Below are 14,518 nucleotides of genomic sequence, written 5' to 3' on the forward strand. Positions count from 1 at the left end.
CGCTAATGAACGGGTGCTTTCATTTATGCGCGTTGTCTACGTGTCATTACATCAAAGATTACGGCAGCGGCTAATACCCCGCCTCGAATCATATATTGGTAAGATACACCAACACCCAATAGGTTCATCCCACTCGATAACGATGCCATAACAACTGCGCCGATGATGGCACCCGTTACTTTACCAACACCACCTGCTGACGAAACGCCCCCAACATAAGCGGCTGCGATTGCATCTAATTCAAACAAAGTTCCAGCTGTAGTAGTAGCTGACTGCAACCGAGCTGTATAGAGAATACCTGATACTGCTGCTAGCATACCCATAGAGCCAAATACAAAAAGAGTAATCTTCTGTACGTTGATTCCACTCAAGTGAGCGGCTTCTGGGTTACTTCCCACAGCATAAATATGTCGGCCAAGTACAGTCTTTGTTGTTAAGAAGTGATAGATGACTACTACGACTAACATAATCACAACTGTCCAAGACAATCCATTATAACCTGCTAGAATCCATGTGACATAACCGATGATTGCAGAAACTAGTATTAGTTTAATGCTAAACATAGGCATTGACATGACATCAAAACCATACTTCTGTTTGTCCTTACGTCCTGAGAACTCACTGTAAACATAAAATAAGATACCTACAACTCCGACTAGTAAGGTCAATAAGTGCAATCCACCGATTTCAACTAGTGAAGGAATAAAGCCATTCCCAATAGCGTTGAACTGATCATTGTTGACGATGATTGTTCCTGACCCTGAAGTGGCCTCTAGTAAGGCTCCCCTGAAGATTAACATAGCCGCAAGCGTCGCAACGAATGCAGGTATTCCAATCTTAGCGACAAGTACACCATTAAATAATCCAATTAAAATACCTAAGACCAATACGACGGGGATGGTAATCCATACCGATACACCCATCTGTGTTAGAAAAATAGCTGCTATCGCGCCTAAAAATCCTGCAACAAAACCGACCGATAAATCAATGTGACGGATAACAATGACTAGTGTCATCCCTACAGCTAGAACGGCAATGTACCCAGCAGAATCTAACATGTTGCTAATATTTCGTGAAGATAAAAAGAGTCCGTTCGTCATGATGGTGAACGTTAACAGGATGACTAGCAAAGCAATATACATCCCGTAATCTCGGATATTTTCTTTTACAATGGTTTTTGCTTCCGTTACTAAGTTCATAATGGGTCCCCCTATTGTGTCGCTAATTCCATGATGGATTCTTGCGTTGCTTGTTCGCGTGACAGTTCACCTTTAATTTTTCCTTCTGCCATGACATATACGCGATCACTCATGCCGAGTACTTCTCCAAGTTCTGAAGAAATCATGATAATACTCAATCCTTCACTGATTAGCTGATTCATAATTGTATAAATCTCAAATTTTGCACCGACATCAATTCCACGCGTCGGTTCATCCAAAATCAAAATCTTAGGTCCGGTAAACAACCATTTCCCTAGAGACACTTTTTGCTGATTGCCTCCACTTAGTTTGCCTACAACTTGTTCCAGTGAGTTTGCTTTTATATAAAGGGAATCTTTATAGCGGGTCCCAACCTTTACTTCTTCATTTAGGTTTAACAACCCTTTTGGCGCAATCCCTTTCAAGTGTGCTGCTGAGATATTACTTTTAATGTCTTGCAACAAGAACAACCCGTCCCCTTTGCGATCCTCTGTGACATAGGCAATCCCTTCTTTGATTGCTTCACTTGTATGCTTTAGCACCTTCGTCTCACCGAATAGTTTCATTTCGCCATCCACTTTGTAATTTCTAGGATTCCCGAAAATACTGAGAGCAAGTTCTGTTCGTCCAGAACCCATCAAACCTGCAATGCCAATAATTTCGCCTTTTTTAAGATGTAGATTTGCACCTTTCACTACCTCACGCCCAAGTTGTGCATCATAGGCAGACCAATCCTCAAGTGATAATACGGATTCACCAATGACAGGGTTGGATCGTTTCGGGTAGATATCCTCAATTTCGCGTCCCACCATGTTTTTGATAATAAGACGTTCTGTGATTTCACCCTTTTTTGAATCCAATGTGCAAATTGTTTTACCGTCACGAAGAATCGTAGCTTTATCGGCAATCGAAATGACTTCTTTTAATTTATGCGAAATCATAATACACGTAATGCCTTGTTCCTTTAATTCTTTTAACAGATTCAACAGGTTTTCACTATCGTCTTCATTGAGTGCAGCGGTTGGTTCATCTAGGATTAGTAGCTTTACATCCTTACTAAGTGCTTTTGCGATTTCAACGAGCTGTTGTTTACCAACACCTAATTCCTTGATTAATGTTTCTGGAGTTACACGTAGCTTCACTTTTCGTAAAAGCTCAGTGGATTGGACAATTGTTTTATTCCAGTCAATGAATGGTCCTTTACGCACTTCGTTGCCTGCGTAGATATTTTCATACACGGTTAAGTCCGGAAATAATGCGAGCTCTTGATAAATGATGCCGATTCCGGCTGTAACACTATCGCTGATTTCTTTAAACTGTTGTACTTCTCCTTCGTAGACAATATCGCCCGAGTAAGTTCCATACGGATACACTCCGCTCAGAACCTTCATCAGTGTGGATTTTCCAGCGCCATTTTCACCAATCAGGCAGTGAATCTCCCCTTTTTCCACTTGAAAGTTGACGTCTGTCAGTGCCTTCACTCCTGGAAATTCCTTTGATATGTTCCTCATCTCTAAAATGTAGTCCGTCATTTTGTGCGCCTCCCTGCGACTTGCTTCCTAAGTAAATACGTCTCACGCCGAGGCATGAGACGCATGTTGGTTTACTCTAATCCTGTGAACTCACTTGCCTCATAGTATTCTGAGTCGATAAGCTCTGCTTTTACATTTTCTTGATCGACAACAATAACATCTGTTTGTTTAGCTTTTACTTCTACTGCACCATTGTCATAAGAACCTGTTGTTTCTGGGTCATTACCGTCTAAGATATCAACCGCCATACCCATTGCATCTTGAACCAATGTACGTACGTCTTTAAATACAGTCATAGATTGTTGACCATCAATAATGTATTGAATAGACGCTTTTTCAGCATCTTGACCAGTTACAAAGAATGATGTGATAGCACTATCAGAACCAAATACATCTGCAATTGCGCGAGCTGTTCCATCGTTAGGTGCTAAAATAGCTACATCACCTTTTTGATCGTCAGCTGCTGCTGTTAAGTGTGTTTGTGCCTTGTTTTTCGCTTCGTTTGGATCCCAGTTCGTTGTTACTTGACCAATAATTTTACCAAGTTCATCGCGAGAAAGTTCTGCTTTGTCGCTAAGCGCTTCTGCTTCAGAAGAGTTAGCAATGACAAATGTGCCATCTGCAATTTTTGGTTGTAATACTTCCCAAGCACCTTGGAAGAATAAGAAGGCGTTGTTATCAGATGCCGCTCCTGCATAAAGATAAAGTGGGATTCCTGAACCATCTGCATTATCAATCAAATATTGTGCTTGTGCTGCACCTACTGCTAAGCTATCGAATGTCACGTAATAATCTACTGCATCTGTATCTGTGATCAAACGGTCATAAGAAATGACAGTAACACCTTCTTGTTTTGCCGCTTCAACTGCAGCACCCGCTGCCGCTCCGTCATGAGGAGTGATGATCAATACATCAATTCCTTTATTTAATAGTGCATCTACATTTTCTTTTTCTTTTGCAGATGACCCTTGGCTAAATAAAATCTCTGTTGAATAATCTGAATCAGCTAAAGCATCTTTAAAGCGCTGCTCATCTTGTACCCAACGTGGCTCATCTTTTGTTGGTAAAACGATCCCCACGTCTACACCACTACTTGAATCTCCACCTGTTGAATTACACCCAGCAACAAATACCATGGACGCTGCAAGTAACCCAGCCCATTTCCACATATTGTTTTTCTTCATTTCTAAACCCTCTCCCTTTGTTTATGATGATTTCTACTTCAGTATAGAAAGTTAAGCATTTGGATGTAAGCGCTATCACGGGTAATCTTTTACTATCATCTGTATTTTTTTAAGATGTTGTCCGAAAATTAAAAAAAGAAAATCAGACAAAAATAAATCAGCAGGTTCTCTAGGTTGAATTCCAGAGAATCTGCTGACTATTGTTTACATTGAGTTCCGTATATATATTCTTTTAGCCTATTAAGCTAATTACACCCATTTAGCTAAATCTTGAATCGGTAAGCGAACGGATTGATAGCCGTCCTCTGCTGCTTGACCGATTGAAATGAGCATAACTGGTTCAAAGCGCTCTTTCTCTAATCCAAAAGCTTCTGCGATCTTGGCTTTTTCAAAACCACCGATTGGATTTGTTGCATAGCCACGACTTTGAGCAGATAACATTATTTGCATCGATACAAGTCCTGCATCAATAAAATTCATAGCTCTCATGTCTTCTCGTGGAATGTCATTTAACATATTTTTAATCATTGGCACTTGGCGATCACGAACATCAGCAGGCATAACACCTTTTTCTACTGCCAAGTCATAAATTTCTTGGGTTGTATCACTGCTATTCATATCGACAAAAACAGCAATTACAGCAGCTGATGTGTCTACTTGACGTTGGTTAAACTTAGCTAGTTCTTTCAGTTTACCTTTCCCTTCTTCGCTGTCGATAACAAGGAAGCGCCATGGCTGCAAGTTCAATGAAGATGGCGCAAGAGATGCCTCTTCTAATAACTCCATCATCTCTTGTTTTTCAATCTTAACTTCTGGATTGTATACGCGAATCGAACGGCGTTCTTTTACCGTTTGCTGATATGTTGGTTGTGTTATAGTTGTCATTCTAATACCCTCACTTTTTCTTTGCTGAATGCAGACTAGTCTAACGCTAGATTATAGGGAACGTCAATTACTCTGCTTATAATTGCGCGCGTACCATATTTTTGATGCCTCTACTTCGCTTCCCGTCAACTGGTGACCGTATGGCTCAACGTGCATGTCCACTTCTGCTCCATGTTCAAGCAGCATAGCTTTGAGCCCTTCTGATTCTTTATAAGGCACCATTTGATCATTGACTCCGGCCCCTATAAAGACTGGCAACTTTGCTAAATTCGGAATCTGCGCGTCTGGGTTCGGAATCATAGGATGATACAGGATGGCTCCGGCAACGCTTTGTTGTTCCGTCATGATGAGATTAGCCGCGATGTTTGCCCCATTCGAATAACCGACTGCCACCACGTTTTCCCGGTCAAAATTATAGTCATTCGCAGCTTGTTGAATGTAGTCATGTAATTCCTTCGTTCGGAAGGCCAAATCTTCTTGATCCAGTACTCCCATTGCTAGACGCTTGAAAAAGCGTGGCATCCCATTCTCAAGGACGTTTCCACGTACACTTAGAACGTTAGCTTCTTCATCAATCATCGAAGCAATCGCTAACAAGTCGTGTTCGTTCCCTCCTGTACCGTGCAATAACAGTAGTGTAGGTGCTTGGGGGTTAGTACCTTGTTTGAATACATGTTTCATAGTTTATCAGTCTCCTTTGCGAGCTGCTTTGCCCAATTTTCGTGTAATTTCTAACCATTGTTTAAATTCCTCTTCTTCAATCCCAGTAAAATACTGACTCATTCGCTCAAGATGCTCAGGAAATGCTTGTTCCATCAACTGTTGTCCTGATGCACTCAGCTCTATATACGTAATACGTCGATCTTCCGTACAGACCGTACGTGTAATAAGTTGCTTCTTCACAAGTTTATCTAGTACGTATGTTGTACTACCGCTTGTAATCAATACATGTTTGGCTACCTTTTGAACCGGTTGTCTTCCTTGATGATAGAGCAGTTCAAGAACTGAAAACTCAGTAACGTGTAACTCATTTTTCACGGCATCTTCTTTGATTCGTTGGTGAAAGGCGCCAGACGTCCGAACGAGTGCTTCAATTGCTAAACCTACTTGTTTCGTATCCATACTTACACGCCTCCTTTATCTTGATTTCAAGATAATTGTATCATAGGAACTTGTAGTCGTCAAAAAAAGAGCCTGGAGTTCCCTCCAGACTCTTACTACTTAAACGCGTTCGATAATCATGGCAATGCCTTGGCCGCCACCGATACAAAGACTGGCAACACCATATTGTAAGTTCCGTTCTTGCAACTCATAGGCAAGACTTAAAACGATTCGTGCTCCACTAGTACCAACAGGGTGACCAAGCGCTAAAGCACCGCCATTGACATTCGTTTTTGCACGGTCAAGACCGAGTTCTTTCTCAACAGCCAAATACTGGGCCGCGAACGCTTCATTGACTTCCACTAAATCCATTTGATCCAGTGTCATGTTTGCGCGCTCCAGAGCCTGTTTAATTGCTGGGACTGGACCGATTCCCATGATTTCAGGATCTACTCCAGAAACACCCCATGACACAATACGAGCAATTGGCTTTAACTCTTGTTTCGTTACAGCTTCTTCTCCTGCAAGTACTAAGCTTGCTGCACCATCATTAATCCCACTAGCATTTCCAGCTGTTACAGAACCTTCTTTTTTAAACGAAGGACGAAGTTTTCCGAGCGACTCTACTGTCGTGTCAGGTTTAATATGTTCATCTAGCTCGACCATGACAGTTCCTTTTCGAGAGGTCAGTGGAAACGGCACGATCTCTTTTGCAAACCTTCCTGATTCACGTGCCGCTGCTGCACGCTGGTTACTCTCAACTGCAAACGCATCTTGTTCTTCACGACTGATGGTATACATGTCGGCAAGCTTTTCTGCAGTCATACCCATCCCATTGCCCGTATAGTCATCGGTTAGAGTAGACAGTATCATGTCTTCAAACTTCATCGGTCCTAGCTTTGCTTGATGGAATCTGCTCGTGAAACTTGCAAAAGGTGCCATAGACATGTTCTCGGCTCCACCAGCTAAAACCACATCTGCTTCACCCAGTTGAATCAACTGAGCTGCCGACACAAGCGCTTGCGTCCCAGAACCGCATAGACGGTTTAGCGTTAATGCTGGAACTTCTTTTGGAACACCCGCTTTTAGACCAATGTGACGCGCAAGGTAAGCCGCATTTGTATGTGAATGAATGACATTGCCATAAATGACATGATCAATTTGTTCAGGCAAAACACCTGCTCGCTTCATTGCTTCTTGCGCAGTTACTTTCCCAAGCTCATCCGCTGGTACAGCTGAGAATGATCCCCCAAATGCTGTAAATGCCGTGCGTGCTCCTTCTACTATATAAACATTTTTCAATTTATAGTTCCCCTTTACGTTTTCTATACTAAGTTCATTACCGTTTTCACTGATTCAGCTGAGCGGTCAAGTGCCGTCTTTTCAGCTTCTGTAAGTTCGAGTTCAATAATTCGTTCGATGCCGTTTCCGCCAAGCACAGTCGGTACACCCAAATAAATATCTGAGTAGCCGTACTCTCCTTCTAAATAAGCAATGGCCGGTAAAATCCGCTTCTCGTCTTTAATGAGTGCTTCAGCCATTTCAACGAGTGCTGCGGCAGGTGCATAATAAGCACTTCCGTTACCAAGCAATGCTACAATTTCTCCGCCGCCTTTGCGTGTGCGTTCTACTATAGCTTGCAAACGTTCTTCGGAAAGCAACACAGTTAGTGGTACTCCACCAGCGCTCGAATACCGAACCAGCGGCACCATGTCATCCCCATGTCCACCTAACACAAAGCCTGTGATGTCTTTCGCCGAGATGTTCAATTCTTCTGCTACGAAAGTAGAAAATCTAGCTGTATCAAGTACACCGGATTGACCAATGACACGGTTTTTTGAGAAGCCTGTCGTCTTGTAACATACGTAAGTCATGGCATCCACTGGATTACTGAGGACAAGGATGAAACTGTTTGGTGCATAGTGTTTAATGTTTTCTGATACTGTCCTCATGATTCCTGCATTCGTGGCTACCAAATCATCACGGCTCATGCCAGGCTTGCGAGCAATTCCCGCTGTAACAATAACAAGGTCCGCGTCACGAATCGCCTCATAATCGGAAGCCCCTTGAACTCGAGTGCTAAACTTTTGGACAGGTCCTGTCTCCAGCATATCAAGCGCTTTTCCTTTAGTCGGATTCTCTTGTTGTGGGATGTCTAGTAAGACAACATCCCCTAACTCCTTCTGTGCGAGCATAAAAGCTGTTGTAGCTCCTGTAAAACCCGCCCCGATCACAGCAATCTTAGTACGTCGAAAAGTCATTGTAACTCCCCCTATAAAGTGACTGAATGAAAACGCCTTCTTTTCCATTGTAATCCTTTTAATCGTATTTCGCGAACGCAAAAAAGACCATCATTAAATGGTCTTTAAATGGTGGTAATGCCGGACATCATTGCAATATAAGCCGAAAGAATAGCAGCTAGACTAAAGAACCCTCCTGCTAGAAGTGGCGCTCGCTTAATAAATGATGTAACAACCAAACCACTAAACAAAATTGCGAGACCTCCAAACAACACAGTTCCAATACCTACTTGTAATCCTAGTTGAACACCGGACTGAACAGAGTCTTGTAAAAAGAACGTGGACAGCGCCGATAAATTTGCTTCCATAACCATGCTGCTTGGGGGAGCTTGATGGCTGAAAAACGCAGTAACTGTAAAAATCGCAACCAAGATAATGGATTCTGCCCGTACCCATGGGATAGGGTCCAATTTTCGTGATTCGATCCATCGTTTCATAAAGAAGCTGTTAATGACAATGTAAGCAACGAGGGGGATCATCAATACCTGTTTGATGAAAAGTCCTTGCCCATAGGAAGTGCTGAGTCCTGTCGCATAATTCGGAACCGTTAAATCCATTAGCAAGAATCCACTTACCCCCATCGTTACGAAACTAATGAAAGCTACGGGAGAGAACCACTTCAACCAAGGCAGCCAGTTCTGTGTATTCGTTGAGAACCATGCAATTACTAATACCACTCCGACCCATACCGCTGCTGCCAGTAGGTGCAAAAAGTCACCAATAAAACCTTTGATTGGCGCGATAGAGCTTGCATGACTAGCCCAAGCAATCGTCCCTATTAAAAATGTCGTCAATGCAAGATACCCTGCTTGGAAATACCATTCGCGTCTCTCTTGAAATACTGTGTAAAACAAAATTAACAGCACGCCTCCTAGAAGTGTGAAATCCCAAGCGATGCCTGTTCGGTAAGAGAGCAAGACCGTTTCAAGTGCAGTAGTAAACGATTGACGTGGCATTAGAGCAAATGTGATCTGAAGTATAGGTATAAACGCCCCAATCACCACTGCTAGTGTACTGATGAGTATTATAATTGGAGATACTCGCAAAGCGGGCCGTTTGGTTTCAGGGACCGCCAGCAATAAAAAACTTCCAACAAGAACAGCCAGTCCAAGCGACAGTACAAGCTGCCCTGCCATAACGAGGAGTTCCATTACGCTCTCTTTCTTCTTGTAATAGTAAGAATGCTAACTGCCACTAAAACTACCGCTAGTGCGGCAATGATCCAAATGAATGGTGAAGTGCCCTCTTCTTCAGCTGTTGCTGTTGTAGACGCCACTTCTGTCGCTTGAGATGAGTCATCCATTTCTTCTTGCTCCCCGGCAACCGGCTCTTCCTCTTCTTCCGTTGCCACCTCTTCTTCAGCAGCTACTTCCTCCACTGGTGCATTGACAGTAAATCCAAACGTCCCGTTTAGTGGATGTCCGTCTTCACTGATCGAATTCCAATTGACAGTGTACGTGCCGTTTTCAAGGGGCTGTTCTAATTGACCCGTTAAAACGCCGTCCTCAATTGTGAAGTCTGTCACAGCTACTTCTTGCCCAGATTCCGTTAAGACATCAAATACACTACCTTCCTCAATTTGACCTGAGTACGTAAGTGTAATCGCATCAATTGTTTCTGTCAGCTCTGCTCCGTCTTCTGGAGTTGTTGCGCTAAGTTCAGTGTGTGCAGAAGCGACTGATGTAATAAATAAACTCATTAAAATAGTGATTAAAATTAAGCTACGTTTCATATGATTTCCTCCTCTAATTTATCCGTTTCTTAGTATAGACGGTGAATGTGAAATTTGAATGAACTGCTAATCCTACTTAGATAACGCGAAAACCTGTAATATGGATCAATTTCTTTTAGACATACCTTCAGAAATCTGTCATCATTGAGTATGGGGTGAGGTAATGAAGCGTCGAAAACAACCAATCAATATGGAGCCGATTCTGCTAAGTTCTGGTGTTCTTTTATTGGTATTTTCAGTGTTTATATCTATACCCATCATCTTATTTATGCAAGATTTGTTATTTTTCAAAGAAGATACACTTACACTCATTCGTCATGACGAAGCATTTACCGGGTTAGCCGTTGCTTTTGCTTGGCTCGGCATTGTCTCACTAAGTGCTTATGGAACAGTTGTTTACGCAGACAAAAAAAGAAAACCTTATCGTTTAAAATGGGCTCATATTGGATTAGCCTTCCTCAGTTTACCTATCGCATTCTTTTCCCTCTTTAGTTACTCAACTGTACAAGAAACGTATATACAATCACACGAGTTTGGAGAGTTCAGTTCTGAACGTATAGAATTGCATGAGGTATTTCAAATCACGCGTCATTATGAACCCAATCCTACCCGAGTGACGTCTATTACATTTGAGAGTCCGAACAAACAAATCACGATCCCATTTAGTGCAGAAGATGGACGAACATCTCGCGCTATTCAACGAATTATTGGCGATTATAATTTTTCAGTGATAGAAGATGGGCTTTAAAAATTTAAGGAGTTGGCTATGGAAGAATTAATCATTTTATTAAAGTACATATTTTTAGGATCTCTACAAGGATTTACAGAACCAATTCCTATCTCATCTAGTGGACACCTTGTGATTGCTCAAGAATTATTCGGTATTGAGATGAGTGTTGACGATTTCACGTTTGAAATCTTAATGAATTTTGCGTCACTTCTTGCGGTTCTGGCTATCTACCGCAAAGACCTTATACGTTTGGCTACAAACTCATTGAGTTATGTACGTATCAAAACGGAAGAAACAAAAAAAGATTTTCAATTTGTGCTCTACTTACTTATCGCAACGATTCCTGCCGGTGTGATTGGCTTATTATTTGAAGATACAATTGCTGCTGTATTCAGGTCGACAAAGACTGTAGCCGTGGCGCTAATTGCTACGGGTATCGCGCTCTTCTTTATTCGAAATTTAAAGGGACGTAAGAATGATGGAGATTTGACGTGGAAAGATGCGGTAATCGTGGGGTTTGCTCAAGCAATCGCCTTAATCCCAGGGGTCAGTCGTTCTGGTGCAACGATTGTTGCAGCGATGGGTCTTGGCATGAAGCAAGAAACGGCACTTCGTTTCTCCTTCTTATTGTTCATTCCTATAAGTTTAGGTCTCATCTTGGTGAAAATACCTGATCTTGCTCTTGGAGACATGTGGCTACCCTACTTACTTGCCTTTATTTTCTCATTCGGGTTCTCTTACTTTGCCTTGAAATGGTTCATGAACATCATGGCGCGTGGTAATCTAATCTATTTCACGATTTACTGTTTAGTTGTCGGGTTTGGATTCTTAATTTTTGGCTAACAAAAAGGAGCAAGGACTTAGCGTCCTGGCTCCTTTTTTTACTTTGTTTCCCGATGCAACGTCACACGCTTCAAACGTGGGCAATATTTTTTTAACTCAATACGCTCCGGATTATTCCGCTTGTTCTTTTTAGTAATGTAATTACGGTCTCCTGTTTCTGTACATGCCAATGTAATGTTTACTCGCATTTTAGGTTCCTCCTAGTTTTGAACGATAGTTTCTGCACCAGGCAGAGTATCGTTAAATGATGACCAATCTTGTTTGAACTCTTCCTCTGACAACAGGCAGCTTTCAAGATCTTGACGAATGCCGGCTTGCTCCATTTTGATTCCTATTAACACAAGCTCTGTTAAATGAGCATCTGTGTCTTCTTCCCAATACCCTATTTTCTCTATCGTCATGGCTGGACCTGCTTGTGAAAGCAAAATGGCATCTTTTGGTCGAGTTGCAATCCATAAGAATCCTTTTGCTCGAACAACTTCCACTGGCCATTCCATCAACCAATCCATTAAACGTTCCGGATGGAAAGGACGTTCAGCTCTAAACACAAAAGATGAAATCCCATACTCTTCAGTCTCTGGGATATGCTCTTCGTTTAGCTCTTTGATCCATCCAGCACCTTGACTAGCTTCTTCAAAATCAAATAGTCCCGTGTCCAATACGTGGTCCAATGGAATTTTCGAATGATCTGTCTCGTAGATTTTCGCCCCTGGATTTAGTTTACGAATGACACCTTTTAACTCAGCTACGTTTTCTTCTTTCAGCATGTCTACTTTATTAATTAAAATGACGTTTGCAAATTCAATCTGATCAATCAGCAAATCTGCCACTTCGCGCTCATCCTCTTCTCCAACTGCTTCTTTCCGGTCGAGAAGCGTTTCTCCTGAAGTGAAGTCATGCCAGAATCGGTTGGCGTCCACCACTGTCACCATCGTATCTAAGCGACTAATTTGTCCTAAATCGATTCCGACAGTTTCATCAATGTAGGTAAACGTCTGGGCAACTGGAATCGGTTCGCTGATTCCTGAAGATTCGATGACCAAATAATCGATGTCTCCTGCTTCAACTAGCTTTTGCACTTCCACGATCAAATCTTCCCGCAAAGTGCAGCAAATACAACCATTCTGCATTTCTACAAGCTTCTCTTCTGTATGGCGAAAGCCACCCTGTTTAACGATTTCAGCATCTATATTGACTTCGCTCATATCGTTTACGATGACAGCCACTTTAAGTCCTTCGCGATTTGCGAGGATATGGTTGAGCAATGTTGTTTTTCCAGCTCCAAGATAGCCACTCAAAACGGTTACAGGAATTTTTCTCATAGTTATTAGCTCCTCACCAATCAAAACGTAATGATTACGTTTTAAAGAATACTTTATCTTCTTGAAATGTGCAAGTGAAACTTTTACAGTGCTCCTTCGTAAGGTAATTTAAAGGAGTGTTGGAAGTGAAAAATTCAGGAGTGTGTCCAAAATGCAACCATGATGAAGTGCTTCATTTACATGGTATTTTAGAACTTAATCAGATTGGAAATAACATTTATACTGGGGCGGCTGGCACAATAACTGCTTCTCCTGTAGGTCGCTATCTTTGTATGCACTGTGGTTATCTGGAAGAATGGCTGGACAATATGCATGACATTGAAAAGATCAAGAAGCGCTATACGCCATTTAAGTGGGGAGATTAAAAAAAGAGCCCTAGATTAGACTCTTTCAAGTGAAACATTTTCAATTCGAGCTTTTAATGGATATAAATATTCTTTGGGCAATGCCCCTAGGTCTTCGAGTGTCATGAAGCGAGTTTCATCCACTCGAACACTTTCTTTATACTGGTAGCCTTCAATTGAAACTTGGTGGACACTTTCGTCAATCAAGTCAAGGAAATCGCTTAGCCGCGTTGCATACAATCCATCTAGCTCTTCACGTTGAATGATAAGGTCATCGAGTTCCCCCTTGTGAACATACAAAAAGACATGGGCAAACTCAGCATCATTTATTTGGTTTGTCTGAATGTGATAGGGAATCACGCCAAGAGACATCAATTCATCAAAAGCGACTAAGATCCCTAGCTCTTCATGCAGCTCTCGCACGCCATCTTCAACACGTTCCGATGCCTCTATGTGACCAGCTGCTGTAATATCTAAATCCCCTGGATAATCCTTTTTCTTTAAACTTCTCTGCTGAAGATAGATCCACCATTCTCCTAGACGTTTCTCAAGCACCCAACAATGAAACACTTCATGCCAATCTCCATCCTTATGAACTTCTTCTCGTTCTTTATCTCGCAAGTAGCGAAAGTCCTTCGTAAATGTTCGTAGTACCTCTACCATTTTCAACTCTCCTCAAAAAAACCTCTTCTGTTTTAGACACCACAGAAGAGGATTTTATTCATTTAATTCAACTTTTCTTTTCCTGGTAAGCTATTGATCTGTAAAGCCGCATACGTATTACAGAATTTAAAGACTGTCTCTACGACAACCTTTGCACTGTATTCCATGAAAGGCTTCATATGATCACGGTTATTAGGATGGTAGAAAGTCGTTAAGAAATCTAATAAAAGATCATTTACAATTTTTGTTGTCATGTACCCAAGTTCTGCGTGACGAGCGCGCTCTTCAAGAGTTTCGCCTTTTAAAACATAGTCTCGTTGTTTCTCCATCATCTTCTGCAATTCTTCTGGATTTTTCACCATGGTGCGCATATTGCTTAGATAAACTTTAAAGCTATCGGGTGTATAAAAGGTTTCTTTATCAATACTTTGAAAGAAAAAGTTGTTCATTCCGTTTGTATGATTGATATAAAAGGCAACGTTTTTTAAGAGTCCTTCTAAATATTCTTCATCCGACTCTACTTTTTCACGCTTCTCTACAAGAATCTTTTGAATCCCTGTCAGGAGTGCTTCTTTCTCCCATTTAGGTTGCTTGGTTACAGCGTTGATCACGCCAGCTGTCTGTTTTGTCAGTAATTCCATTGACATGTTGGTACACTCCTAATTCTAAATTAAATTTTCTGT

The 14,518-nt window shown here is 41.7% G+C and carries 17 protein-coding genes; 3 read left to right on the forward strand and 14 right to left on the reverse strand.

Annotated features, from left to right (window positions below; all coding sequences use genetic code 11):
• Positions 1-23: 23 nt before the first annotated feature.
• The 10 genes from MKY84_RS00785 to MKY84_RS00830 form a co-directional block, all read right to left on the reverse strand.
• Complete coding sequence (locus MKY84_RS00785; RefSeq protein ID WP_342527091.1) at positions 24-1,199, reverse strand: sugar ABC transporter permease; 1,176 nt, start codon at positions 1,197-1,199, stop codon at positions 24-26.
• Positions 1,200-1,210: 11 nt separating this feature from the next.
• Entirely contained in the window at positions 1,211-2,731 is a 1,521-nt protein-coding gene (locus MKY84_RS00790; protein WP_342527092.1) for a sugar ABC transporter ATP-binding protein, read from the reverse strand.
• Between the two features lie 71 nt (positions 2,732-2,802).
• Positions 2,803-3,915, reverse strand: a complete 1,113-nt coding sequence (locus MKY84_RS00795) for a sugar-binding protein (protein WP_342527095.1) — start codon at positions 3,913-3,915, stop codon at positions 2,803-2,805.
• Between the two features lie 249 nt (positions 3,916-4,164).
• Positions 4,165-4,800 (reverse strand): nitroreductase family protein, encoded by a 636-nt coding sequence (locus tag MKY84_RS00800; RefSeq protein WP_342527096.1) that lies wholly within the window; start codon positions 4,798-4,800, stop codon positions 4,165-4,167.
• 63 nt (positions 4,801-4,863) lie between these two features.
• Entirely contained in the window at positions 4,864-5,481 is a 618-nt protein-coding gene (locus MKY84_RS00805; protein WP_342527098.1) for an alpha/beta hydrolase, read from the reverse strand.
• A gap of 6 nt (positions 5,482-5,487) precedes the next feature.
• Positions 5,488-5,922 carry a MarR family transcriptional regulator gene (locus MKY84_RS00810; RefSeq protein ID WP_342527100.1) on the reverse strand — a complete coding sequence of 145 codons (435 nt, stop codon included), beginning with the start codon at positions 5,920-5,922 and terminating at the stop codon, positions 5,488-5,490.
• A gap of 99 nt (positions 5,923-6,021) precedes the next feature.
• The gene (locus MKY84_RS00815; RefSeq protein ID WP_342527102.1) at positions 6,022-7,203 is read right to left on the reverse strand and encodes an acetyl-CoA C-acetyltransferase; all 1,182 of its coding nucleotides are present in this window, start codon (positions 7,201-7,203) and stop codon (positions 6,022-6,024) included.
• A gap of 23 nt (positions 7,204-7,226) precedes the next feature.
• Positions 7,227-8,162, reverse strand: a complete 936-nt coding sequence (gene mdh, locus MKY84_RS00820; RefSeq protein ID WP_342527104.1) for a malate dehydrogenase — start codon at positions 8,160-8,162, stop codon at positions 7,227-7,229.
• 104 nt (positions 8,163-8,266) lie between these two features.
• Positions 8,267-9,352, reverse strand: a complete 1,086-nt coding sequence (locus MKY84_RS00825) for a CopD family protein (protein ID WP_342527106.1) — start codon at positions 9,350-9,352, stop codon at positions 8,267-8,269.
• Positions 9,352-9,933, reverse strand: a complete 582-nt coding sequence (locus MKY84_RS00830; protein WP_342527107.1) for a copper resistance protein CopC — start codon at positions 9,931-9,933, stop codon at positions 9,352-9,354. Before MKY84_RS00830 ends, MKY84_RS00825 begins: the two co-directional genes overlap by 1 nt.
• Positions 9,934-10,096: 163 nt before the next feature.
• Between MKY84_RS00830 and MKY84_RS00835 the strand changes: the two genes are divergently transcribed.
• Positions 10,097-10,681, forward strand: coding sequence for a hypothetical protein (locus tag MKY84_RS00835; RefSeq protein ID WP_342527108.1), 585 nt, complete (start codon positions 10,097-10,099; stop codon positions 10,679-10,681).
• An 18-nt stretch (positions 10,682-10,699) separates the two neighbouring features.
• Positions 10,700-11,506: an undecaprenyl-diphosphate phosphatase gene (locus MKY84_RS00840; RefSeq protein ID WP_342527109.1), complete on the forward strand. Its 807-nt coding sequence runs from the start codon at positions 10,700-10,702 to the stop codon at positions 11,504-11,506.
• 38 nt (positions 11,507-11,544) lie between these two features.
• On the opposite strand, the gene rpmG is transcribed toward MKY84_RS00840, so the two are convergent.
• Together rpmG and MKY84_RS00850 are read right to left on the reverse strand one after the other, a co-directional pair.
• Positions 11,545-11,694 (reverse strand): 50S ribosomal protein L33, encoded by a 150-nt coding sequence (rpmG, locus tag MKY84_RS00845; RefSeq protein WP_342527110.1) that lies wholly within the window; start codon positions 11,692-11,694, stop codon positions 11,545-11,547.
• A gap of 12 nt (positions 11,695-11,706) precedes the next feature.
• Positions 11,707-12,828, reverse strand: coding sequence for a GTP-binding protein (locus tag MKY84_RS00850; RefSeq protein ID WP_342527112.1), 1,122 nt, complete (start codon positions 12,826-12,828; stop codon positions 11,707-11,709).
• A 125-nt stretch (positions 12,829-12,953) separates the two neighbouring features.
• Here MKY84_RS00850 and MKY84_RS00855 point away from each other — a divergent pair, with 125 nt between their 5' ends.
• Positions 12,954-13,193 carry a hypothetical protein gene (locus MKY84_RS00855; protein WP_342527114.1) on the forward strand — a complete coding sequence of 80 codons (240 nt, stop codon included), beginning with the start codon at positions 12,954-12,956 and terminating at the stop codon, positions 13,191-13,193.
• A gap of 15 nt (positions 13,194-13,208) precedes the next feature.
• On the opposite strand, the gene MKY84_RS00860 is transcribed toward MKY84_RS00855, so the two are convergent.
• Positions 13,209-13,835 carry an NUDIX domain-containing protein gene (locus MKY84_RS00860; protein ID WP_342527115.1) on the reverse strand — a complete coding sequence of 209 codons (627 nt, stop codon included), beginning with the start codon at positions 13,833-13,835 and terminating at the stop codon, positions 13,209-13,211.
• A 62-nt stretch (positions 13,836-13,897) separates the two neighbouring features.
• Entirely contained in the window at positions 13,898-14,482 is a 585-nt protein-coding gene (locus tag MKY84_RS00865) for a hypothetical protein (protein ID WP_342527116.1), read from the reverse strand.
• Positions 14,483-14,518 lie beyond the last annotated feature (36 nt).

The sequence above is a fragment of the Chryseomicrobium sp. FSL W7-1435 genome, assembly GCF_038595005.1.
Taxonomy (GTDB): domain Bacteria; phylum Bacillota; class Bacilli; order Bacillales_A; family Planococcaceae; genus Chryseomicrobium.